The sequence below is a fragment of the Thauera sedimentorum genome (assembly GCF_014489115.1).
Lineage (GTDB): Bacteria > Pseudomonadota > Gammaproteobacteria > Burkholderiales > Rhodocyclaceae > Pseudothauera > Pseudothauera sedimentorum.
The window spans coordinates 52431-75192 of record NZ_JACTAH010000002.1; the positions used below are offsets into that span (position 1 = coordinate 52431).

Sequence of the window (22762 nt, forward strand, 5' to 3'; positions counted from 1 at the left end):
GTTCAGTCGGGAATGAAGTTGACCCGCCCGTCGAGCACATGCCGGCGCAGCGGATGGCCGAAGGCTTCGCTCAGCAGCGCCGCCTGCAGCACCTCGTCGCGCGCCCCGGCGCGCACGCCGCCACGGCCGTCGAGCAGGATGATCTGGTCGGCGTAGCGCGCCGCCAGGTTGATGTCGTGCAGCACCATGACCACGCCGCGTCCGGCGTCCGCCAGCCCGCGGATCAGGTCGAGCACCGCGATCTGGTAATGCAGGTCGAGGTGGTTGGTGGGCTCGTCGAGCAGCAGCAACTGCGGCGCCTGGGCCAGCAGCGCGGCCACCGCCACGCGCTGGCGCTCGCCGCCCGACAGGGTGAGGATGTCGCGCCCGGCCATGTCGGCCAGCCCCACGTCGGCCAGCGCCGCGCGCGCAATGCGCTCGTCCTCCGGCCCTTCCCAGCCCCAGCGCCCGAGGTAGGGGTGTCGCCCGACCAGCACGGTCTCCAGCACGGTGGAGGAGAAATGGTCCGGCTGCTGCTGCGCCAGCAGTCCGCGGAAGCGCGCGGCCTCGGTGGCACGCCAGGCGGCATACGGCAGGCCGCCGAGCAGCACGCTGCCCACGGACGGTTCGCGCAGGCCCGCCAGGGTATGCAGCAGGGTGGTCTTGCCGGCGCCGTTGGGGCCGAGCAGCACCAGGCATTCGCCACCCTTGAGCGTAAGGCTGAACTCGCAACACAGCCAGCGCTCGCCGACCTGCAGCGCGAGGCGGTCCGCTTCCAGCATGGGGGCGGCGGCCGGCGTCATCGCTGACGCCTCGCCAGCAGGAAGAGGAAGACCGGCACGCCGATCAGCGCGGTCAGCACCCCCACCGGCAGTTGCAGCGGCGCGATCACGGTACGCGCGGCGGTGTCAGCAAGGGTGAGCAGCGCGCCGCCGGCCAGCATCACCGCGGGCAGCAGCAGACGCTGGTCGTTGCCGACGACGAAGCGCACCAGGTGCGGCACCACCAGGCCGACGAAGCCGACCGAGCCGACCAGGGTCACCGCCACCGCGGTGAGCAGCGAGGCGAGCACGTAGAGCAGGTAGCGCAGGCGGCGCACCTGCACGCCGAGCGCCTGCGCCGCGAGTTCGCCGCGCGCCAGCAGGTTGAGCTCCCGGGCGAAGGGCAGCGCGGCGAGCAGGCCGGCGGCCATCACCGCCAGCGCCGGCCACGGGCGGGTGGCGCCGGAGGCGTCGCCCATCAGCCAGAACAGCATGGACTGCACCCGGGTATCGGGGGCCAGCGCAAGCATCAGCGTGACCGCCGCGCCGCAGCCGGCGGCGACGATCACCCCGGTGAGCAGCAAGCGGGTCTGGGTCCATGAACCGTCGCCGTGCGCCAGACCGAACACCAGCAGCATGGCCGCCAGCGCCCCGCCGAAGGCGGCGCCGTCGACCAGCAGCGGCGCCAGACCGAACAGCATCGCCGCCAGGGCGCCGACCGCCGCGCCGCCGGAAATGCCGAGCACGTAGGGGTCGGCCAGCGGATTGCGCAGCAGCACCTGCATCAGCGCACCGGCCATCGCCAGCAGCCCGCCACAGGCATACACCGCCACCGCGCGCGGCAGGCGCAGTTCGCGCACCACGTCCGCGCCCATGCCCTGCCCGCCGCCGAACAGCGCGCCGAGCACTTCAAGGGCCGGGATGTCCAGCTCGCCGGCGGCCAGCGCCCATACTTGCGCCAGCACGCCGGCCAGCGCCAGTCCGGCGATCACCGCCCACGCACGCCGCCGCCCCGTGGACGGGACGGCATGCGAGGAATGCGGGTGGGCGGCGCTCACGTTAGCTTAGCGCGGGGCGTAGCGCACGCCGACGAAATAGCTGGCGCCGGGGGTCGCGTAACCCTTGGCCAGTTCGTACTGCTTGTCGAAGATGTTGTTCGCCCGCATTTCCACGCGCCAGTCCTGAGCCAGGCGGTAGTGTACATAGGCATCGACCACACCGTAGCTGCCGAGGCGATTGGTGTTGCCCGCGTCGTCGTAGCGATAGCCCTGGCCGTTCACGTCCACGCCGTAGGACCAGTTGCCGATGCGGTGATCCACCTTCAGGAAGGCCGCGTTGCTCGCCCTGCGCGCGAGACGGTTGCCGGTGGCCTCGTCATGCGCGCTGAGCCAGTCCACGCCAACCTGGACGCCGAGATTGCCCAGCTCCACCCGGTAGGCGAGCTCCACGCCCTTGAGCCGTGCCTCGTTCAGGTTGGCGGGCGGCCAGCCGCTGATCAGGTCGCGCACCTTGTTGTCGTAGTAGGTCGCATCCACCGTCTGGCGGCCGTCGTCCCAGCGCAGGCCGATCTCGCGGTTGAGCGCGCGCTCCGGCTTGAGGTCGGGGTTGCCGCCGCCGAAACCGGTATCCGGCCAGTAGAGCTGGTTGAAGGTGGGCGCGTTGAAGGCGGTGGCGATGCTGCCGCGCACGCTCCACTCCTGGTCGATGTCGTAGCCGTAGGCCAGCAGGCCGGTGGTCTTGCCACCGAACTGCGAGTTGTCGTCGCGCCGCACGTTGACCTGGATGTTGTGGGCGTCGAGCTTCGCCGACCAGCCGAGCGACCAGGCCTTGACCGTGCGCTCGTCGACGGTGAACGCCGTCGTGCCGTCCACCCTGCTCCTGACGTAGTCGAAGGCCGCCATCAGCACGCCCAGCGGCAGGTCGATGTCGTGCTGCCAGGAGAACTGATCCTGCGTCGTGTAGAACTCCGACGGCCGCGCCACCGTGGCCCGGTTGTCGAGCCGGTCGCGGCTGCGCGCCACCCGCAGGGTGCTCCGCCAGCCCTCGGAGAGCTGGTTGATGGCATAGACGCCGGCCGAATCGATACGCTTGTCGAGATAGGAGTCGAAGCTCAGGTTGGTGTCATACCAGTTGCGGCCATCCGACTGGTAGAGATTCACGCCGATCTCGTCGCGCTCGCGCAGGCCGAGCGCAAGATTGGCGCTCACGAAGGCGTTGCGGAAGCCGTCCCGGTCGGTGTCGTGAATACCCTCGTTGCGGGCGTCGAAGCCCCGCGTGCGGTCCTGCCCCAGGGTCAGGCTGTAGCGGAAGCGTTCGACGCCGCCGGCCAGCGAGGCATTCACCTGCCGGGTATCGTCGCTGCCGTATCCGGCGAACAGCTGCGGATGAAAACCGCTGCTGCCCTTGCGGGTGAACACCTGGATCACGCCGCCGATCGCCTCGGAGCCGTACAGCGCGCTGGCAGGGCCGCGCAGGACTTCGATGCGCTCGATCATCGCCAGCGGAATGGCTTCCAGCGTCGCCTGCCCGCTGGTCGCCGAGCCGACGCGCACGCCGTCGATCAGCAGCAGCACGTGGCGCGACTCGGTACCGCGGATGAAGAAACTGGAGTTCGAGCCCGGTCCGCCGTTGCTGGCCACGCGTACCCCGGGGACCGCACGCAGGACGTCGATCAGCGTCGACTGCCCGGCGCGCTCGATCTGCTCGCGCTCGATCACCTCGACGCTGGCCAGGACTTCGTCGGCGCGCTGCGCCTGGCGGGTTGCGGTCACCACTACGGCATCGGCGGTCTTCTCCGCGCTCGCCAAGGCCACGGAAGAACACGGAAACGCGGCGGCCAGCGCAAGGGCCACCGCGGAATAACGGATTTTCATTTGAGTCATGCTCCCTGTGCCACGCCGGGCGTCCCCGCACGCCGTGGCAATCGTCGAAACGATGCGCACACGAGGGGTATCGAGAGCAATATGGAACGCGCCCGTCGCCGCCACCCCGCGGCACATCCGCCAGTGCGTTCGAGGCCGGTATCCGGGCTCGTGAACTGTGCCGGCGCGGTCTTGCCGTCCGGACTCGGCGCATCGCCTTCCCGGGTCTCGATCAACCCAGTGGCCGTCTGATGCGCCTTGCGCTCACTTACCGTTGCGGGGGCAGCACAGGCATAGCGGCTGAGGGCCGCGCACCTGTTTCCCGTTTAACCCCTTGGCGTGGACCGCCGCGGGGCACCTGAAACGCGTTGCACCCTGAACGGGTGCGGGGCGGATAATAGCGCGTTCGTCACCACTTGTGCAGCGCGACATCACGCGCCACGCCCCTTCATGAGCATAGAACTGATACTCGGCGGCGCCCGCTCCGGCAAGAGCCGCCACGCCGAAACGCGCGCACAGGCCAGCGCTGCGGCGGTCACCGTCATCGCCACCGCGCAAGCCCTGGACGAGGAGATGGTCGCCCGCATCCGCCGCCACCAGAACGACCGTCCGTCAGCCTGGCGCACCGTCGAGACCCCCCGCGCCCTGGCCGCGACGCTGTCGCGCGAAGCCGCTCCCGGGCGCTGCCTGGTCGTCGATTGCCTCACCCTGTGGCTGGCCAATCTGCTGGACGGTGCCGAAAACCTGCCGCCCGGCGCGGACGCCAGCGCGCTGCCGCACTTCACCGAGGAGCGCGACGCCCTGCTCGCCACCCTGCCGCAACTGCCCGGCCACATCCTGCTGGTGTCCAACGAAGTCGGCCTCGGCCTGGTCCCCGAGCACCCGCTCGGCCGACTGTTCCGCGACGAGGCCGGACGGCTCAACCAGCAGGTCGCGCAACTAGCTGACACCGTCACCTTCGTCGCCGCGGGGCTGCCGCTCACGCTGAAGGCCCCCGGGTAGGAGCGGCCTTGGCCGCGATTGCGGCGTGCGGAGAACGAAAGCAGCATCACGGGCAAGCCCGCTCCTACCGTTGCCCCTACCATCGTCAAGGATGGTCCCGCCCGCCCCGTGCTACCCTTGCCGCCCCCGGACATCCACCGCCCTCACGAGACCCCGCCCGCCATGGACTTCCGCATCGCCACGCCCGACGCCGCGCTCGCCCCGCGCCTGCAGCAGCGCATCGACCAGAAGACCAAGCCGCCGGGCGCGCTCGGCCGCCTGGAGGCGCTGGCGCTGCAAATCGGGCTGGTGCAGGGCACCGAGGCGCCGGAGCTGCGCCAGCCGCACATCATGGTGTTCGCCGGCGACCACGGCGCCGCGCGCGCCGGGGTGTCGGCCTTTCCGCAAGACGTCACCTGGCAGATGGTGGAGAACTTTCTCGCCGGCGGCGCGGCGATCAACGTGTTCTGCCGGCAGATGAGCCTGGGCCTGACGGTGATCGACGCCGGGGTTAACCACGATTTCGGCCGCCGCCCCGGCCTGATCGACGCCAAGCTCGGCGCGGGCACGGTGAACTACCTCGAGCAGCCGGCGATGGACGCCGAGACCGTGCGCACCGCCCTCGCGCGCGGCCGCGAGCTGGCCCACGCGCTGGCCACCAACGGCTGCAACTGCGTGGGTTTCGGCGAGATGGGCATCGGCAACACCGCGGCCGCCTCGCTGATCACCCACTGCCTGACCGGCGAGGCGTTGGCCACCGTCACCGGCCGCGGCACCGGGCTGGACGACACCGGCCTCGCCCGCAAGCGCGCGCTGCTGGAGACCGCGCTGGCACGCGGCGGCCGCCCGGGCGACCCGCTACAGGTGCTCGCCGAGTACGGCGGCTTCGAGATCGCCATGATGGCCGGCGCCATGCTGGGCGCGGCCGAGCGCGGCATGCTGCTGCTGATCGACGGTTTCATCGTCACCGCCGCGCTGCTCGCCGCGCACGCCATCTCGCCCGCGCTGCTGCCCTACTGCGTATTCGCCCACCGCTCGCAGGAAGCCGGCCACCGCGTGCAGCTCGCCCACCTGGGCGCCGAACCGCTGATGGACCTCGACCTGCGCCTGGGCGAAGGCACCGGCGCGGCGCTCGCCTTCCCGCTGGTGCAGGCGGCGGTGAACTTCCTCGCCGAGATGGCGAGCTTCGCATCCGCCGGCGTGAGCGACCGCGAGGCCTGATCCGGCCGCCATGCGCTACCAGCTCGAACTCTTCTTCACCGCCCTGGGCTTCTTCACCCGCATCCCGGTGCCCGCCTGGGTGCCGTGGTCGCCGGAGCGCCTCAACCACGCGGCACGCTACTTCCCGCTGGTCGGCTGGGTGGTCGGCGGGGTGGGCGCGGGCGCCTTCCTCGCCTTCGCGCTGGTGCTGCCGGCCTCGCTCGCGGTGATCCTGTCGATGGCCGTCACCATCCGCCTCACCGGAGCCTTCCACGAGGACGGCTGGGCGGACACCTGCGACGGGCTGGGCGGCGGCTGGGACAAGGCGCAGGTGCTCACCATCATGAAGGACTCGCGCATCGGCAGCTACGGCACCGTGGGCGTGGTGCTGATGCTGCTCGCCAAGGCGGCGGCGCTGGTGGAGCTGGCCGCGCACGGCCACGCCGCCGCAGCGCTCGCGCTGCTCGCCGCGCATCCGCTGTCGCGCCTCGCCTCGACCAGCCTGATCCACTGGCTGCCCTACGTACGCGAGGACGAAAGCTCGAAATCGAAACCGCTCGCGCGCGCCTTGCGTCCGGCGGAGCTCGCCGCCGCCACCGCCTTCGGCCTCGCCCCGCTCGCCCTTCTCGCTCCACTTCAGGCGGCGGCCGCACTGGTCGCGGTGGCCGCGCTCACGTTGTGGGCGGCGCGCGTCTTCCTGCGCCGCCTCGGCGGCTACACCGGCGACCTGCTCGGCGCCGCCCAGCAAGGCACCGAGCTCGCCTGCTATCTCGGAATTCTCGCAGCATGGAACTACACCTGATCCGCCACCCCAAGCCGGACATCGCGCCCGGGGTGTGCTACGGCCAGCGCGACATCGGCCTGGCCGAACCGGCCGCTGCGGTGGCCGAACGCCTGCGCCCGCTGCTGCCCGCGGCGTACGAGCTGCACGCCAGTCCGCTGGCACGCGCCCGCCTGCTGGCCGAAGAGCTGGGCGCCCCGCGCCTGGACGAGCGCCTCAAGGAGATCCACTTCGGCGAGTGGGAAGGCCAGCCCTTCGACACCCTGGGCAGCGCGCTCGACGAATGGTCGCGCGACCCGCTGGGTTTCCGCGCCCCGGGTGGCGAATCGGCGCGCGAGATGAGCGCCCGCGTGCTGCGCTGGCTCGACGGCCTCATCGCCGCCGCCCCGCAGCAAGCCGTGGTGGTGGTCGCCCACGGCGGCCCGCTGCGCGTCATCGCCGGGCACCTCCTCGGCCTGCCGGCCGAACGCTGGCTGGGGCTGGATTTCGCCTGCGGCCATGTAACCCGGCTGGACGTGGAGAGCTGGGGCGTGGTGCTGAAGTGGTTCAACCGCTGAGCCAGCCCTGTCCCCGGTAGGCGCGGGCTTGCCCGCGATGCGGCGGAGGTTTCCCGAAGGGCGCATCGCGGCCAAGGCCGCTCCTGCATTGCCCCGCAAGCGCGATGCACATCGCTGCCACGCCGTGCGAGCGATATTCCCCGCCTTCATGGGATAATCGCGGACTTTCCATCCTGCTGGCTGCCGCGCTGTTTATGCTGCCTCCCCTGCCCGATTTCTCCGCCGGTCGCATCATCGTGGTCGGCGACGTGATGCTCGACCGCTACTGGCACGGCTCCACCGACCGCATCTCGCCCGAGGCCCCGGTGCCGGTGGTCCGCGTACAGAACGACGAATTCCGCGCCGGCGGCGCCGGCAACGTGGCGCTCAACGCCGCCTCGCTGGGCGGGCGCGCCGAGCTGGTCGGCCTGGTCGGCCGCGACGAGGCCGGGCGCCTGCTGCGTGAAAAGCTGGACGCCGGTGGCGTCGCCTGCCGCCTGCTGGAGGCGCCGCAGCACCCCACCATCACCAAGCTGCGCATCATCAGCCGCCATCAGCAGCTGATCCGCCTGGACTTCGAGGACAACTTCGCCGTGCTCGAGTCCGCCGGCATCGAGCAGGCCTTCGAGGGCGCGCTGCCGGGCGGCGGCGCGGTGGTGCTGTCCGACTACGGCAAGGGCACGCTGGCCCAGGTCGGCAGCCTGATCCGGGTGGCGCGCGAACAGGGCGTGGCAGTGGTGGTCGACCCGAAAGGCACCGATTTCGGCCGCTACTGCGGCGCCACGGTGATCACCCCGAACATGAGCGAATTCGAGGCGGTGGTCGGCCATTGTGCATCTGAGGCCACGCTGCGCGAACGCGGCGAGGCGCTGCGCGAGGCGCTGGACCTGGAAGCACTGCTGGTCACCCGCTCGGAGCGCGGCATGACGCTGCTGCAGCGCGGGCAGGCACCGCTGGACCTGCCCACCCGTGCACGCGACGTGTTCGACGTCACCGGCGCGGGCGACACCGTGGTCGCGGTGCTGGGCGCGGGCCTGGCCTGCGGGCTGTCGCTGGCCGACGCCACTGCGCTGGCCAACCTCGCCGCCGGCGTGGTGGTGGGCAAGCTGGGGACGGCAACGGTGAGTATGGAAGAACTGCGCGCGGCGGCGCTATCGGAGACCTAGGCGCAGGCTTAGCAGGTCCCTCCCCCTTCAAGGGGGGCGAGGCCGGGGTTTCGCGAAGCACCGCTTCGCGCCGGCAGAGCGGGCGGGCTGTGCAAAGCCCGCCCCGGACGGACAGGTGGGGGATGGGTCACCCTCGGACTCGGGTTGCGCATGCACGCGCCTAGTTCGAACCCATCCCCACCCCAGCCCTCCCCTTGAAGGGGAGGGTGAGTCGCTGTATCAAGGTTGGGCGCTCAATTTGCAGCAGCTCGCAAGAATCGAACGGAGAACAGGCATGATCATCGTCACCGGCGGCGCCGGCTTCATCGGCAGCAACATCGTTCAGGGTCTCAATGCGCGCGGCATTCGCGACATCCTGGTGGTCGACGACCTCTCCGACGGGCGCAAGTGCCTGAACCTGTCGGACGCCGACATCGCCGACTACATGGACAAGGACGACTTCCTCGCCCGCATCAAGGCCGGCGAATCCTTCGGCAAGGTCGAGGCGGTGTTCCATGAAGGCGCGTGCTCGTCCACCACCGAATGGGACGGCCGCTTCGTGATGAGCGTGAACTACGAGTACACCAAGGCCCTGCTGGCCTGGTGCACCGCGCACAAGACGCGGCTGATCTACGCGTCCTCGGCCTCGGTGTACGGCATGGGCCCGGTGTTCCGCGAAGCGCGCGAGCACGAACAGCCGCTCAACATGTACGCCTACTCCAAGTTCCTTTTCGACTGCCACCTGCGCCCGCAGCTGGGCAAGCTGCCGATGCAGGTCGCCGGGCTGCGCTATTTCAACGTCTATGGTCCGCGCGAGCAGCACAAGGGCAGCATGGCCAGCGTGGCCTACCACTTCAACGGCCAGCTGCGCGAATCCGGCCGGGTGCGCCTGTTCGAGGGCTCCGACGGCTACGGCCCGGGCGAGCAGCGCCGCGATTTCATCCATGTGGACGACGTCGTCGCGGTGAACCTGTGGCTGCTCGACAACCCGCAGGTCTCGGGCATCTTCAACGTCGGCACCGGCCGCGCGCAGAGCTTCAACGACGTTGCCCACGCCGCCATCCGCTGGCACCGCGAGCAGGACCGCGAAGGCGGCGGCATCGACTACATCGCCTTCCCGGACCACCTCAAGGGCCGCTACCAGAGCTTCACCGAGGCCGACATGGGCGCGCTGCAGGCGGCCGGCTACGACCGCCCCTTCATGCCGGTGGAAGACGGCGTGCCGCGCTACCTCGACTGGCTGGCCGCGCGCGGGCTGTGAGCATGGCGCAAGACAAGGCGCCGCGCCGCATCCTGGTGGTCGGCCCGTCCTGGGTCGGCGACATGGTCATGGCGCAGAGCCTGTTCAAGACCCTCAAGGCCGGCACGCCATGCGAGATCGACGTGCTCGCCCCGGGCTGGTCGCTGGCCATCCTGGAGCGCATGCCGGAAGTGCGCCGCGGCATCGTCATGCCGCTCGGGCACGGCGAGTTCGGCCTCGCCAAGCGCCGCGCGCTGGGCAAGGAACTGGCCGCGGAAGGCTACCAGCAGGCCATCGTGCTGCCGGGTTCGCTCAAGTCCGCGCTGGTGCCCTTCTTCGCCGGCATCCCGCGCCGCACCGGATTCCGCGGCGAGATGCGCTACGGCCTGCTCAACGACATCCGCCCGCTGGACAAGGCCGCGCTGCCGATGACCGTGCAGCGCTTCGTCGCGCTGGGCCGGGTGGCCGGCGCACCGCTGCCCGAACCCTTCCCGCGCCCCAAGCTGGTCCCGGACGCGGCCAACCAGGAACGCCTGCGCGCTGAGCTCGGGCTCGCCGCCGAGCGCCCCGCGGTGGCCTTCATGCCCGGCGCCGAGTACGGCCCGGCCAAGCAGTGGCCGCTGGCGCACTTCGCCGCCTTGGCAGAAGACCTCGCCCAGCGCGGCTTCCAGGTCTGGGTGCTGGGTTCGGCCAAGGACCGCGAGTTCGGCGACATCATCGCCGCCGACATGGAAGACGCGGTCATCAACCTGTGCGGCCGCACCCAGTTGGGCGACGCGGTGGATCTGCTCGCCATGGCGCAGGCCGCGGTCACCAACGATTCCGGGCTGATGCACGTGGCCGCCGCGCTCGACCGCCCGCTGGTGGCGATCTACGGCTCCTCCACGCCGGACCACACCCCGCCGCTGGCCGAACGCGTCGCCATCCGCTACCTGCGCCTGGAGTGCTCGCCGTGCTTCGAGCGCACCTGTCCGCTCGGCCACACCCGCTGCCTGCACGAGATCACCCCGGCCAGCGTGATGGCCGCACTCACCCAACTCGGCGTGGTCGCACAACCCATGGTGGCGAGGGCGCGCTGAATGCGGGTGCTGCTGGTCAAGACCTCCTCGCTGGGCGACGTCATCCACACCCTGCCGGCGCTCACCGACGCCGCGCGCGCCATCCCCGGCATCCGCTTCGACTGGGTAGTGGAAGAGGCCTTCGCCGAGATCCCCGCCTGGCATCCGGCGGTCGACCGCGTCATCCCGGTAGCCATCCGGCGCTGGCGCAAGGCGCCGTTCCGCGCGTGGACCAGCGGCGAATGGCGGCGCTTCACCCGCGAGCTACTGCACGTCCGCCACGACCTCACCATCGACGCCCAGGGCCTGCTCAAAAGTGCCCTGCTCACCCGCTACGCCAGCACCCCGGTGCACGGCCTGGACCGCGCCTCTGCCCGCGAACCACTGGCCGCGCGCTTCTACACCCACCGCCACCCGGTCGCCCGCGGCCGCCACGCGGTGGAGCGCACCCGCGAGCTGTTCGCCCGCGCGCTCGGCTACCCCGTCCCCACCGGAGCCGGCAGCTATGGCCTGGACCGCACGCGCGTGCTCGCGGGCGCCGGCGAAGCCGCCAATGTGGCCGTGGCGGCCGACGCCCGCCCTTATCTCGTCTTCCTGCACGGCACCACCTGGACCACCAAGCACTGGCCCGAGGCCTACTGGCGACGCCTGATCGAAACCGCCATTGCCGCCGGCTGGCCGGTACGCCTGCCCTGGGGCAACGAGGTCGAACGGGCTCGCGCGGAACGCCTGGCGACTGGCCTGGCCGATGCCACAGTACTGCCCAGGCTGCCGCTCGCCGGTATTGCCGCGCAGCTTGCCGGCGCGCGCGCCTGCGTGGCGGTCGACACCGGCCTCGGCCACCTCGCCGCCGCGCTGGACGTGCCGACCATCTCGCTGTTCGGCCCCACCAACCCCGGCTACACCGGCGCCTGGGGCCCGCGCCAGATCCACCTGGCCAGCGACTTCTCCTGCGCGCCCTGCCTCGCCAAGACCTGCGCCTACCAGCCCAGCGCGGCCGAGCGCGAGCGCTTCGACCTGGAGCGCGACTGGCCGCTGTGCTTCACCCGCGTGGACGCCGCACAGGTCTGGCAGCGCCTGCAACCCCTGCTCGACGAGGCCCACGCCTGATGCAGCTCGCCTTCTGCCTATACAAGTACTTCCCCTTCGGTGGCATGCAGCGCAACTTCCTGCGCATCGCGCTGGCCTGCCAGGCACGCGGCCACGACATCCGCGTGTATGTGCTGGAGTGGCAGGGCGAAGTACCGGAAGGCTTCGAGCTGGTGCGCGTGCCGGTGCGCGCCCTGGTCAATCACCGGCGCTATCGTAAGTTCACAGACTGGGTGCAGGCCGACCTCGCGCGCCGCCCGGTGGACCGCGTGGTCGGCTTCAACAAGATGCCTGGGCTGGACGTGTATTACGCCGGAGACCCCTGCTTCGAGCAGAAGGCGCGCGCACTGCGCGGGCGCTTCTACCGCTTCTCGCCACGCTACCGGCACTTTTCCGCATACGAGCGCGCGGTGTTCGACCCCACGGCGCACACCCGCATCCTGATGATGTCGCCGGTGCAGAAGCCGATGTTCGTCGAGCACTACGGCACCCCGGCGCACCGCTTCCACCAGCTGCCACCGGGCATCGCCCGCGACCGCCGCGCGCCGCCCGATGCGCCCGCGGTGCGCGCCGCCTTTCGCGCCGAGTTCGGGCTTGCTGACGAGGATCTGCTGCTGCTGCAGATCGGCTCGGGCTTCCGCATCAAGGGTGTGGACCGCACGCTGGCCGCGCTGGCCTCCCTGCCGCCGCCCCTCGCCGCACGCACCAGGCTGATGGTCATCGGCCAGGACGACGACGCCCCGTACCGCCGCCAGGCCGCGCAACTCGGCGTGGCCGGACGAGTGCGCTTCTTCAAGGGGCGCACCGACATCCCGCGCTTCCTGCTCGGCGCCGACCTGCTCATCCACCCGGCCTACAACGAGAACACCGGCAACGTGCTGCTGGAGGCACTGGCCGCCGGCCTGCCGGTGCTGGTCACCGGTATCTGCGGCTTCGCCCATTACGTCGCCGACGCCGATGCCGGCGTAGTAGTATCCAGCGCCCCCTTCGTGCAAGCCGAGCTCGACGCCGAGCTGGCGCGCATGCTCAGCGACGAGCCCGCCCGCCGGCACTGGGCGCGCAACGCACTGGCCTTCGCCGACAGCGCGGACATCTACGACATGCCCGAGCGTGCCGCCGACGTCATCCTCGGGCGGGGTCGCGGATGAACCAGGTGACGCTCGCGCCGCCGCTCGACCGGCTGTGGGCCGGGCGCGACCCCTTCGCCGCCACGGCCGAACTCGCCCGCAATGCGCCTCCCGACGCCATCACCCGCGACGTCGAGGGCCGCCGCACGCTGCGCTTCGAACTCGACGGGCGCGGCTACTACCTCAAGCTGCAAAGCGGCATCGGCTGGGGACGGATCCTCGGCGAGCTCGCACGCCTGCGCTTGCCGGTGCTCGGCGCGGGCAACGAATGGCGCGCCATCGGCGCCTGCCACCGCCTCGGCGTGCCGACGATGAACGCGGTCGGCTATGGCGAGCGCGGCCGAGGCTGGACGCACCGGACTTCCTTCCTGGTCACCGAGGCCATCGAGCCCGCGGTCGATCTCGACACCTGCACCCGCGGCTGGGTTGATGCCCCGCCGCCGCTGGCGCTGAAACGTGCGCTACTGGCGGAGGTGGCGCGCATCGCGCGCACGCTGCACGAAGGTGGGCTGAACCACCGCGATTTCTACCTTTGCCACTTCCTGCTCGCCACCGAGCCGCCACCCTCGCCCGCACAACTTCGCGTGTCGCTGATCGACCTGCACCGCGTGCAGATCCGCGCCCGCACGCCCGCGCGCTGGCGCAACAAGGATCTCGCCGCGCTGTATTTCTCCGCCTTGCGCATCGGCCTCACCCGGCGCGACAAGCTGCGCTTCCTGCGCGCCTACTTCGGCGCGCCACTGCGCACCGTCCTCGTCCGCGAAGCCGGTTTTCTTAAGTGGCTGGAGCGCGAGGCACAACGCCTCCTCCTGCGCTTCGATCGCAAGTTTGCCCACCGCCCCGCTCTGCAGAAATGATTCGCTGGCATACCGACATCTCTGCCCTCGGACAGCACGCCCGGCATCTCTTTCGTTCATTGAACGACACCTTCCTGCTCGATGGCCGGCAGATCACTCACGACCAGATCAGCGACGTCATCCTGGTGCCTGCAGACGGCAAGAACTACTACGTGAAGCGCTACAACCTGGCCGGCAAGTACCTTCGACGCTTTCTCGGTCGCCCGCGCGTCGTCGCCGAATGGCGAAACTTGTTGCTGTTCGCGCGCTGGGGCATACCGACCGCACAGGTTGTCGCATATGGACTCGAGCGCTTTGTGGGGCTGGTGTTTCGCCGAGGGGCATTGATCACGGAGGAAATTCAAGGCACCGTCGATCTTGCGCGCATGGTCCGCAACCGTGACCCCCGCCTGCGCCAGCGCGCTTTCGTAAGCGCACTCATCACTCAGGTCGCAGCCATCGCGCGTGCCCTCCACGATCATCGCTTTGCCCACAACGACCTGCACTGGCGCAATCTATTGCTCCAGGAGCAGAGCGGTCGCGTGTACCTGATCGACTGCCCGGGGGGGCGCTTCTGGTTCGGCCCCCTGCTAAGCTACCGGGTTGCCAAGGACTTGGCGGCGCTGGACCGCACCGCGCGCACCTGTCTGACTCGCACACAACGTCTGCGTTTTTACCTGGAGTATTCGCAGAAGACACGTCTGGACGAAGCGGACAAACGAGCAATCCGCTATGTCATGCACGCGGCCGAACACCGCCAGAAGCGCAAGCAGCGTCCGGCCTGAAGCCCTCCAGGCGAACTCAACACACGGGCAGAACACCGATGGATAGCCAGAAAGAGATCACGATCCTGATTCCCAACTACCGCACGCCGGATATCACCAAGATCTGCATGCGCCTGCTGCGCAAGCACACGGATCTGAGCCGGGTTCGGGTCGTCGCGATCGACAACGACTCCAAGGACGAGTCCCTTGCCTACCTCCGCTCGCTCAAATGGATAGACTTGATCGAGCGTAAAGCTGAGGCCGACGACACCCCGCCGCGCTCCCATTCGAGGGCACTCGACCTGGCGCTGCAGACTGTCGACACGCCCTACGTCCTGTCCATCCACACAGACACGTTCGTGAAACGGGACGACTGGCTGGATGTACTGCTCGCACCCTTCAAGGCGGATTCCAATGTCGCCGGGGTGGGTTCATGGAAGCTGGAATCCAAGACGCGCCTTGAAATCCTCGGACGCAACATCGAGAAGGCCTGGAAGCTCGCACTGTACCGCCTGACCGGCATCCGCACCTTCCACCCCATTCGTTTCGACGAAAGCCTGCATTACCTGCGCAGCCATTGCGCCATGTACCGCACCGACGTCATCCGCAAGCTTGGCACCGGGTTTGCCGATGGCAACAGCACGGCGGGCAGCGTCATGCACCGTAAGATGGTCGAAGCCGGATATCGCATGGTCTTCCTCGAATCCGAACAGCTCGGTCAATACGTGGATCACCTCAACCACGCCACGATGGTTCTCAATCCCGAACTCGGCAGCAAGCAGCGCAGCATTCGCGAAGGCCACAAGCGCATTCGCCAGAAACTCAGGGGCATCGACGCGGTGGGTCTGCTGTCCGATGACAGCCTTGACCGCTGAACGCCGCGCATGACGGCCGACAACTGCTCCGCTCTGCCACCACCCTTGCTCGGCCGTGATGCGCTGCTCGCAGCCGGCCGCACGCCACCCCTGCCGTGCAGGATCTCACTCGACGACGGCAGCCTGCTGATTCTGCTCCGTACGTTGCGCGTTCTACCCGGTCAGCGCCTCGTGGCCGAAGCACGCTGGGAAGACCGCCCGGTCCTTGCCAAGCTTTACCTCGACGGCGATGCCGCCCGCCACGCCACGCGTGAAGCCGCGGGTCAGGGCAAGCTGGCTGCCGCCGGTCTGCCCACGCCAGCATTGCTCGCCCGCAGGCAAAGCACCGACGGCATGGCGATACTGCTGACCACCTGGCTCGACGGCGCGATGACACTCGCCCAAGAGCGGCCCTCCGCTCGGCCCCTGCAGGCGCTCGACGATGTGCTTGAACTGATTGGCCGTCTGCATGCCGCCGGCCTCATCCATAGCGACCTGCATCCAGGCAATCTGCTGCAACACGACGGCCGCTGGTATCTGATCGACGGCGATGCGATCTCCGATGCGACAACATTGAACGCCCGGACGGACAACCTCGCGCTTTTTCTTGCTCAGTTCACCGGGCCAGACGCACCATCCGCGGCCGACGCCCTACCGGCCTACCGTCGCGGGCTGGGAGCGGGCCTTGCAGCGCCGGAAGCGCCTGCGCTCGCAAGCCGCGTCGAGCGCACGCTCGCGACCCGGCTACAGCGCTATATGGAAAAAACCGGTCGTGACTGCACCCGCTTCGTCGCACAGCAGAGCCTCTCGCGAAGAACCCTGATCAGTCGCACCGAAGCCAATTGGCTCGCCCCGCTGCTTACCGATCCCGACCACTGGCTGGAGCAGGGCAAGCGGCTCAAGAGCGGGCGCAGCGCCACCGTCGCGCGCGTGGCGTCAGGGGGCCATGATTGCGTGATCAAACGCTATAACCTGAAGAATCTTGCCCATGCTGCACGGCGCGCACTACGTCCGACCCGTGCCTGGCATGCCTGGCGAGAGGCCCATCGGCTGACGTTTCTCGGCATCCCTACCCCGGCCGCGCTGGCGGTGGTGGAGAACCGATTCGGCCCCTTACGCGGTCGGGCGTGGCTGGTCACCGCCTGGTGCGAGGGCCCCAGCCTCCGCGAACTGTTCGCCCGCCGAGAAGACCAGACGCCCAACACCGACGAGGCCCGAGCATTGACCGAACTGTTTGCCGCACTGCACCGCCACCGCGTCACTCACGGCGATCTGAAGGCAAGCAATCTGCTCTGGTGCGATGGGCGCTTTCATCTGATCGATCTCGACGCCACGGTGCAACACCACAGCAACAATGCCTACCGCAAGGCCTGGGCACGCGACCGCGCCCGACTGCTGGCGAACTGGCCCGCAGGCAGTCGCATTGCGCAGTGGTTCGACACCCACCTGCCGGCGGCAAACTGAAGACCTCGCCCCACATGAGAATGGACACTTCCGCCCAGCACCCGCAGCCCTCGGTCGCAATCACGGTCATCATCCCGGCCTACAACTATGCGCACTATCTGCCCCGGGCTCTGGATTCGGTTTTCCGGCAGAGCTTTCCGCCGGTCCGCATCGTGGTGGTTGATGACGGCTCAACCGATGACACGCCTGCCGTGCTCGAGCACTATCTGGCCAAGGCCCCCGCAGCCCCCGAGTTGCTGACCTTTCGCCAGATCAACCAGGGACCATCGGCCGCCCGCAATCACGGCATCCGGCAGGCCATTGGTGACTACATCGTTTTTCTCGACGCGGACGACGCGCTGCTTCCCGATGCGCTGCATCAACTCGCGTCCGCGATCACGGCCTTTCAAGAGCCGGCCATGGTGTTTGGTGGCCGCTACGCAGTGGGCGAAGACGGCCATCGCACCGTCCGACCCGCTTACGTCCTCAGCGGCGAGCGTGAGCGCGATTTCGCGGCTTATGTAGAGGGCCGCTTCCGCATCTCCAACGGCACCGCGGCAATCGCCCGCCAGGTCTTTGAGCGCATCTCCTATCCCGAGGATCTGCGCAACAACGAGGACATGGTGGTCGACGCCCTCATCCTCGCCAACCACGCATGCCGTTCGATTACCACGCCGGTCGCCGAGATTCACGCTCATCCCGGGCGCCTGCGCAATGCCGTCTCGGACAGACTGGACAACGCCCTTGAACTAACCGAGCGGATCTTCGACCCCGAGCAGATGCCGGTCGACCTGATGCGCTTCAAGGCTCCATTTCTTGCCCGCAGGTATCTATCGCGCTTCAGAAGCTTCTATCGCGCGGGCGACCGGCGCCGCGCCCTGGACAACTTCATGCACGCCTTGCGTATCGAACCGCGTCAGGCGCTGAAACCCGATTACCTGCTCAAGGCGCTCGCTTGCGTGTTGAGACGCAGCCATACCTCGGAATCCTGACATGACCGCAAGACCCATAAAACTGTTCTGGTGGCAGGGCGACGGCGCCCACGACGTCTCGCGCAGAAACTTCGGCGACTATCTATCCCCTCTGATCGTGGAGATGGTCTCCCGGCGACCGGTAGTGTTCGCACCGGTCGCGAGTGCCGACATGCTTGCCATAGGCACCATCCTGAAACGGGAGCGCCAGGCCAGATTCTTCGGCTTTCCGCGCAAGCTTCACATATGGGGGAGCGGGGCTGGAAAACCCGACGAGCGCTTTCCCGCGCGCCACTACTATCACGCTGTTCGCGGCCACCTGACGCTCGCAAGGATCAAGGCCACGGGAGGAGCATCACCCGCGCTCGGCGATCCCGGCATTCTCGCAGGGCGATATGTCGATGGCAGGCAGGCGCCCGACAAGACATTCACGCTGGGGATCATTCCTCACTTCGTGGACCAGTCTCTGAAAGCCGTTACGGAGATCGGCTCACGCCCCAACACATTGGTCATCAATGTGTTCGATCCCGTCGACAGCGTGCTCGAACAGATCAGGAGGTGTCACTTCATCCTGTCATCGAGCATGCACGGGCTGATCGTCAGCGATGCCTTCGGCATTCCCAATCGGCGCATTCTGCTCTCCGACAAAGTGAAATCGTCGATGAAGTTCGAAGACTACTATTCGATCTACGGACTGCAGGAACCTCAGCCGCTTACTCCGGCAGAAGTACTCGACCCGCGCTTCAAGCTGGACCTCATTGCAGAAAGCTATGCTCGCCCGGGTCTGCAGGCGCTTCAGGATCGCCTTGCAGCCGCATTTCCAGACCTGTAGTCGCAACTCCACCGAAACCTTGCCCCCGGACAGCGAGACCGAATCGACGGTCAATCGCGGTCCTGAAACTGCAGAGCGTGCAGTCCGGCATATACCCCGCCCGCCGCAAGCAACTCTGCATGGCGTCCCCGCTCGACGATCCGCCCACCCTCCATCACCAGGATGACGTCGGCCTTTTCGATGGTCGACAGCCGATGTGCGATGACCAGCGTCGTGCGCCCCTTGGTCACGCCGTCCAGCGCGGCCTGAATGTGGCGCTCGGACTCGGTATCCAGCGCCGAGGTGGCCTCGTCGAGGATCAGGATAGGCGCGTCCTTGAGGATCGCGCGGGCGATCGCCAGGCGCTGGCGCTGCCCGCCGGACAGCAGCACACCGTTTTCACCCACCAAGGTATCGAGGCCCTGCGGCAGGCGCTCGATGAACTCGCTCGCGTACGCTGCCTCCGCGGCGCGCTCGATCGCCTCGCGCGGAGCACCGGCGAGGTCGCCGTAGGCGATGTTGTTGGCGATCGTGTCGTTGAACAGCGTGACCTGCTGGGTCACCAAAGCAATGTGGCGGCGCAGGTTGCGCAGGGTGTAGTCCTCGACATCCACCCCATCGATCAGGATCTGTCCTTCGGCATGGTGATAGAAACGCGGCACCAGGCCGACCAGGGTGGATTTGCCGCTGCCTGAACGCCCCACCACCGCGACCATCTGCCCCGGCTCGACCGTGAAGTCGATGCCGTCGAGTACCTTGCGCTCGCTCCCCGGGTACGCGAAGTGCAGGTCACGTACATCGATGCGGCCGCTCACCCGCTCGCGCTCCACCGAACCGAGGTCGGTTTCAGGTTGCTCATCGAGTTGTTCGAAGATGCTCTCCGCGCCGGCGAGCCCCCTCTGGATGGTCGCACTGACTTCGGACAACTGACGGATGGGCTTGGGCAGCAGGCCGGCGGCGGTAATGTAGGCAACCAGATCGCCCGCCGTGGCGTCCCCGCGCAACAGCAGCACCAGGAAGAGCAGCACCGCCATCGCCGAATAGGTCACCAATTGCAGCGAGGGCGTGAACACCGCAGCGGTCTTCACCTGCTTGAGCTGCTTGCGGGTGTTGTCAGTGCTGGCGTCGCGAAAGCGGTTGGACTCGTAATCCTCCCCGCCGAAGCTGCGCACCACGCGATAGCCCTGGATCATCTCCGATGCCACGTGGGTCAGGTCGCCCATCGCCACCTGGATCTTGCGGCTCTGGCGGCGGAACTTGCGGCTAGCGCTGCCTACCATGACGCCGATGATCGGCAGGATGGCCATCATCACCAGGGTCAGCTTCCAGTTCATCCACAGCAGGAAGCCGAACAGGAAGATCACCGACAGACCCTCGCGCACCACGGTCTTGATCGCGTCGGTCGCCGCGCCGGTCACCATGGTCACGTTGTAGGTGATGCGCGAAATCAGGTGTCCGGAGCTGTGGTGGTCGAAGTAGCTGTTCGGCAGCCGCAGCAGGCTGTCGAACAGCGCGCGCCGCAGGTCGTGCACCAAACCCAGGGAGACGCGCGATAGGTAGTAGTTGCCGAGGAAGGAACCCAGCCCCTGCCAGGCAGCGATCAGCACCAGAAGCAACGGCACACCGTGCATGATCTGCATGCCTTCCAGCAAGGGGATGCCACTCAGCGTGGCCCCCGCAGGGTCGGTCAGACCGTCCACGAAGTATTTCAGCACGCTGGCCAGCATGGGCTGCGCGGAAGCGAAGATCATGTAGCCCAACAGGCTGACCGCGAACAAGCCCGCATAGGGTCGTACGTACGTCAGCAGGCGCAGGTAGATTCTGACCGAACCTTCGCGCGGCTTCACGGGCGCCGGGGCGGCAGCTTGCATCGTTGGAGGAATCCGGCACGGACAGGGCCGCGATGGTAACACGGGCGTGTTGCCACGAATGCGCGCGCGGGTCGCCTGGCTTACAATCCGCAGTCCTCGCCGGGCGGCGCCATGGAGCCCGCCATGCGCGCGTTACTAGCGTCCCTCCCCTTGAAGAGGGGGAGATCCATGGCCGTCCGCATGCGAGCCCCGAGCTCCGGAAATAGCAGAACAAATGCAAACACCCAACCCGCTCCGCACAGGCTCCCGGTTCGCGCTCGCAGTATTTGCAGCCTTGCTCCGCGCCCGCTTCTTCTTACGCGGCGGCCACCTGCCGCCGGCCGGCCACCAGGTGCCCGAGGACTTCGCTGGCGTCGGTGTTGCGGCAGGCGCGGATGCGGCACATGACGAGCTGCAGCTCGCCCATCTTGCCCGGCTGGGCGTGCGCCGCGTGCGCATCGACTACACCTACGGCGACGCAGACCGCCCCGCCGGCCGCCTCTTGCCCAAGCTCGCTGCGGCCGGCTACCGCGTGAACCTGCACCTGCTGCAGCCCTTCGACGAAGCCCGGCAGATGCCCGACGCGGCCGCCTGCGAGCGCTGGCGCGCCTTCCTGGCCGACACGCTGGACCGCTTCGGCGCGCTGGCCGACCTCGTCGAGGTCACCTCCACGGTCAATCGCCGCCGCTGGGCCGGCTACCGGCTCGACGGGCTGCTGGCCGCCTGGGACATCGCCCACGACGAGGTCCGCCGCCGCGGCCTCACGCTGGCGGGTCCCAGCATCACCGACTTCGAGCCGGTCTACAACGTCGGCCTGCTGTCGCTGCTGCGCGAGCGGGGCCGCCTGCCCGACATCCACACCGACAACCTGTTCGCCGAGCGCGCCCTCCGCCCGGAACGCTGGGACCACAAGATCCTCGGCGAGCGCCTGGCGCCGCTGATCCGTTTCAACCTGGTCAAGAAGGCGCGTCTGCTCGCGCGCATCGGCGCGCAGGCCGGGGTGCCGCGACTGGTATCCCCCGCCGCCTTCTGGACCCTGCCGCGCATCGAGCGCCGCCTGCCGGACAGCGAGCAGAAGCAGGCCGACTACCTCACCCGCTACTTCGTCCTCTGCGCCGCCTCGGGCGCGCTGGAGCACGCCAGCTGGGGGCCGCTCGCCTGCCATCGCGAGGGCCTGGTCGACGACGGCGAACAGCCCTACCCCAAGCTCGAACGCATCACCCACTACGCTGCGGTGACCGGCCCCGAGTATCGCCCGCGCCCGGCTTTCGACGCCCTGGCGGCCTTCAACCGCCTCATCCCCGGCACGCGCTACGAAGGCCGGCTCAACCGGGGGCAAGGCCTGGAAGTGCACGCCTTCGCCGGCGCAGGGCGCCGCATCCACGTCATCTGGACCACCAACGCCCGCGCGGCGGCCATGCCCGACCTGTACGACGCCGCCAGCCTGGCCGATGCGCGCATCCTCGACCGCGACGGTCTCGAGCTCTCCGGCACCGCCGCGCTCGAATCGCGCCTCGCCACCCTCGCCGTCACCGAGAAGCCGCTCTACCTGGTCTGGCCCGCCGACCAACAGCCGCAGGTGCTGCCCGGCGCCGCGCCGCTGCCCGGCCTGGTGGTGCACGCCCACGGCGGCGGCCTGCACTACTACCACCGCAAGGGCGAGTGGCACGGCATGGTGCGCGCGCAGGACGGCCTGGAGGCGGACGCGCTGATCCGCGCGCTGCACCCCGAGCAGGTCGGCGCGCCGAACGCGGACGCCACCCTGCGCCACGCGCGCAACGCCATCTGGACCGTGGCCGACCCGCGCCACAGCGGCGCGCTGCTCGCCGTCAAGCAGCCGGTCAAGCACCACCTGCACAAGAAGCTGCTCGACCGCCTCAAGCCGTCCAAGGCCCGTCGCAGCTGGAACGGCGCCTGCGAACTGCTGCGCCGGGGGCTGGGCTCGGCCGCACCGGTGGCCTGGTTCGAGCAGCGCAGCGGGCGGGACCTGACGCTCAACTGGTACACCTGCGAGTACATGAGCGGACAAGTCTCGATCGGACGAGCCTTCTCCGCCTTTGCGCGCGGTGAGGGCATATACGAAGGACTGACTGCCGAGGACGTCTATCGCAACCTCGCAAGCTTTCTGCTGCGCATGCACGGCCGCGGCATATTCTTTCGGGACCTCTCGGGCGGAAACATCCTCGCCCAACGTGCGCCACAGGGCGGTCTCGCGTTCGCGCTGATCGACACCGCCCGCATCCGTCTATACCCTCACGGCGTCCCCGTACGGCACCGCATGGCCGACCTCGCCCGAGCCTGCCACAAACTGCACCCGGAAGGCCGTGAAGCCTTCATGGCGATCTACCTGCAGGGCATAGGTCATAAGTTCACTCTGTTGCAACGGGCCGGTTTCCGCCTCTACGACTTCAAGGCTGCCCTGAAGCGCCGCCTGCGCAGAACCCGCGCCTACAGGGCACTCAAACGCTGAGCGGC

At 68.7% G+C, this 22762-nt stretch carries 20 protein-coding genes and 1 riboswitch; of the genes, 16 read left to right on the forward strand and 4 right to left on the reverse strand.

Features of this window, described 5'->3' with window-relative positions:
- Positions 1-2: 2 nt before the first annotated feature.
- From IAI53_RS09990 to IAI53_RS10000, 3 genes are all read right to left on the reverse strand, one after another.
- Positions 3-782, reverse strand: a complete 780-nt coding sequence (locus IAI53_RS09990) for an ABC transporter ATP-binding protein (RefSeq protein WP_187718063.1) — start codon at positions 780-782, stop codon at positions 3-5.
- Complete coding sequence (locus tag IAI53_RS09995; protein WP_187719388.1) at positions 779-1732, reverse strand: FecCD family ABC transporter permease; 954 nt, start codon at positions 1730-1732, stop codon at positions 779-781. Before IAI53_RS09995 ends, IAI53_RS09990 begins: the two co-directional genes overlap by 4 nt.
- 72 nt (positions 1733-1804) lie before the next feature.
- Complete coding sequence (locus tag IAI53_RS10000) at positions 1805-3613, reverse strand: TonB-dependent receptor domain-containing protein (RefSeq protein ID WP_187718064.1); 1809 nt, start codon at positions 3611-3613, stop codon at positions 1805-1807.
- 125 nt (positions 3614-3738) lie between these two features.
- Positions 3739-3978: riboswitch (cobalamin riboswitch) on the reverse strand.
- Positions 3979-4051: 73 nt separating this feature from the next.
- On the opposite strand from IAI53_RS10000, the gene cobU reads away from it, so the two are divergent.
- The 15 genes from cobU (at position 4052) to IAI53_RS10075 (ending at position 18458) form a co-directional block, all read left to right on the forward strand.
- A complete protein-coding gene (gene cobU / locus IAI53_RS10005) occupies positions 4052-4603 on the forward strand; it encodes a bifunctional adenosylcobinamide kinase/adenosylcobinamide-phosphate guanylyltransferase (RefSeq protein WP_187718065.1) in 552 nt (183 codons plus the stop codon).
- A 162-nt stretch (positions 4604-4765) separates the two neighbouring features.
- The gene (gene cobT / locus IAI53_RS10010; RefSeq protein WP_187718066.1) at positions 4766-5803 is read left to right on the forward strand and encodes a nicotinate-nucleotide--dimethylbenzimidazole phosphoribosyltransferase; all 1038 of its coding nucleotides are present in this window, start codon (positions 4766-4768) and stop codon (positions 5801-5803) included.
- Positions 5804-5813: 10 nt separating this feature from the next.
- Positions 5814-6584 carry an adenosylcobinamide-GDP ribazoletransferase gene (locus IAI53_RS10015; RefSeq protein ID WP_187718067.1) on the forward strand — a complete coding sequence of 257 codons (771 nt, stop codon included), beginning with the start codon at positions 5814-5816 and terminating at the stop codon, positions 6582-6584.
- Entirely contained in the window at positions 6569-7120 is a 552-nt protein-coding gene (gene cobC, locus IAI53_RS10020) for an alpha-ribazole phosphatase family protein (protein ID WP_187718068.1), read from the forward strand. Before IAI53_RS10015 ends, cobC begins: the two co-directional genes overlap by 16 nt.
- 194 nt (positions 7121-7314) lie before the next feature.
- A complete protein-coding gene (gene rfaE1 / locus IAI53_RS10025; protein WP_187718069.1) occupies positions 7315-8265 on the forward strand; it encodes a D-glycero-beta-D-manno-heptose-7-phosphate kinase in 951 nt (316 codons plus the stop codon).
- Positions 8266-8539: 274 nt separating this feature from the next.
- Positions 8540-9505, forward strand: coding sequence for an ADP-glyceromanno-heptose 6-epimerase (gene rfaD, locus IAI53_RS10030; protein WP_187718070.1), 966 nt, complete (start codon positions 8540-8542; stop codon positions 9503-9505).
- Positions 9506-9507: 2 nt separating this feature from the next.
- Positions 9508-10563, forward strand: a complete 1056-nt coding sequence (gene waaF / locus IAI53_RS10035; RefSeq protein WP_187718071.1) for a lipopolysaccharide heptosyltransferase II — start codon at positions 9508-9510, stop codon at positions 10561-10563.
- Positions 10564-11652, forward strand: coding sequence for a lipopolysaccharide heptosyltransferase I (waaC, locus tag IAI53_RS10040; protein WP_187718072.1), 1089 nt, complete (start codon positions 10564-10566; stop codon positions 11650-11652).
- Positions 11652-12779 (forward strand): glycosyltransferase family 4 protein, encoded by a 1128-nt coding sequence (locus IAI53_RS10045; protein ID WP_187718073.1) that lies wholly within the window; start codon positions 11652-11654, stop codon positions 12777-12779. The genes waaC and IAI53_RS10045 overlap by 1 nt, the downstream gene beginning before the upstream one ends.
- Complete coding sequence (gene rfaP, locus IAI53_RS10050) at positions 12776-13615, forward strand: lipopolysaccharide core heptose(I) kinase RfaP (RefSeq protein ID WP_187718074.1); 840 nt, start codon at positions 12776-12778, stop codon at positions 13613-13615. The genes IAI53_RS10045 and rfaP overlap by 4 nt, the downstream gene beginning before the upstream one ends.
- Positions 13612-14379, forward strand: coding sequence for a lipopolysaccharide kinase InaA family protein (locus IAI53_RS10055; protein ID WP_187718075.1), 768 nt, complete (start codon positions 13612-13614; stop codon positions 14377-14379). Before rfaP ends, IAI53_RS10055 begins: the two co-directional genes overlap by 4 nt.
- A 38-nt stretch (positions 14380-14417) precedes the next feature.
- Positions 14418-15233 (forward strand): glycosyltransferase family 2 protein, encoded by an 816-nt coding sequence (locus tag IAI53_RS10060; RefSeq protein ID WP_187718076.1) that lies wholly within the window; start codon positions 14418-14420, stop codon positions 15231-15233.
- A gap of 9 nt (positions 15234-15242) precedes the next feature.
- The gene (locus IAI53_RS10065; protein WP_187718077.1) at positions 15243-16676 is read left to right on the forward strand and encodes a lipopolysaccharide kinase InaA family protein; all 1434 of its coding nucleotides are present in this window, start codon (positions 15243-15245) and stop codon (positions 16674-16676) included.
- Between the two features lie 20 nt (positions 16677-16696).
- Positions 16697-17647, forward strand: coding sequence for a glycosyltransferase family 2 protein (locus IAI53_RS10070; RefSeq protein ID WP_187718078.1), 951 nt, complete (start codon positions 16697-16699; stop codon positions 17645-17647).
- Between the two features lies 1 nt (position 17648).
- The gene (locus IAI53_RS10075) at positions 17649-18458 is read left to right on the forward strand and encodes a polysaccharide pyruvyl transferase family protein (protein ID WP_187718079.1); all 810 of its coding nucleotides are present in this window, start codon (positions 17649-17651) and stop codon (positions 18456-18458) included.
- Positions 18459-18508: 50 nt separating this feature from the next.
- Here IAI53_RS10075 and msbA read toward each other — a convergent pair whose 3' ends face one another.
- Positions 18509-20308, reverse strand: a complete 1800-nt coding sequence (msbA, locus tag IAI53_RS10080) for a lipid A export permease/ATP-binding protein MsbA (RefSeq protein WP_187718080.1) — start codon at positions 20306-20308, stop codon at positions 18509-18511.
- Between the two features lie 274 nt (positions 20309-20582).
- On the opposite strand from msbA, the gene IAI53_RS10085 reads away from it, so the two are divergent.
- Entirely contained in the window at positions 20583-22757 is a 2175-nt protein-coding gene (locus IAI53_RS10085) for a hypothetical protein (RefSeq protein WP_187718081.1), read from the forward strand.
- Positions 22758-22762 lie beyond the last annotated feature (5 nt).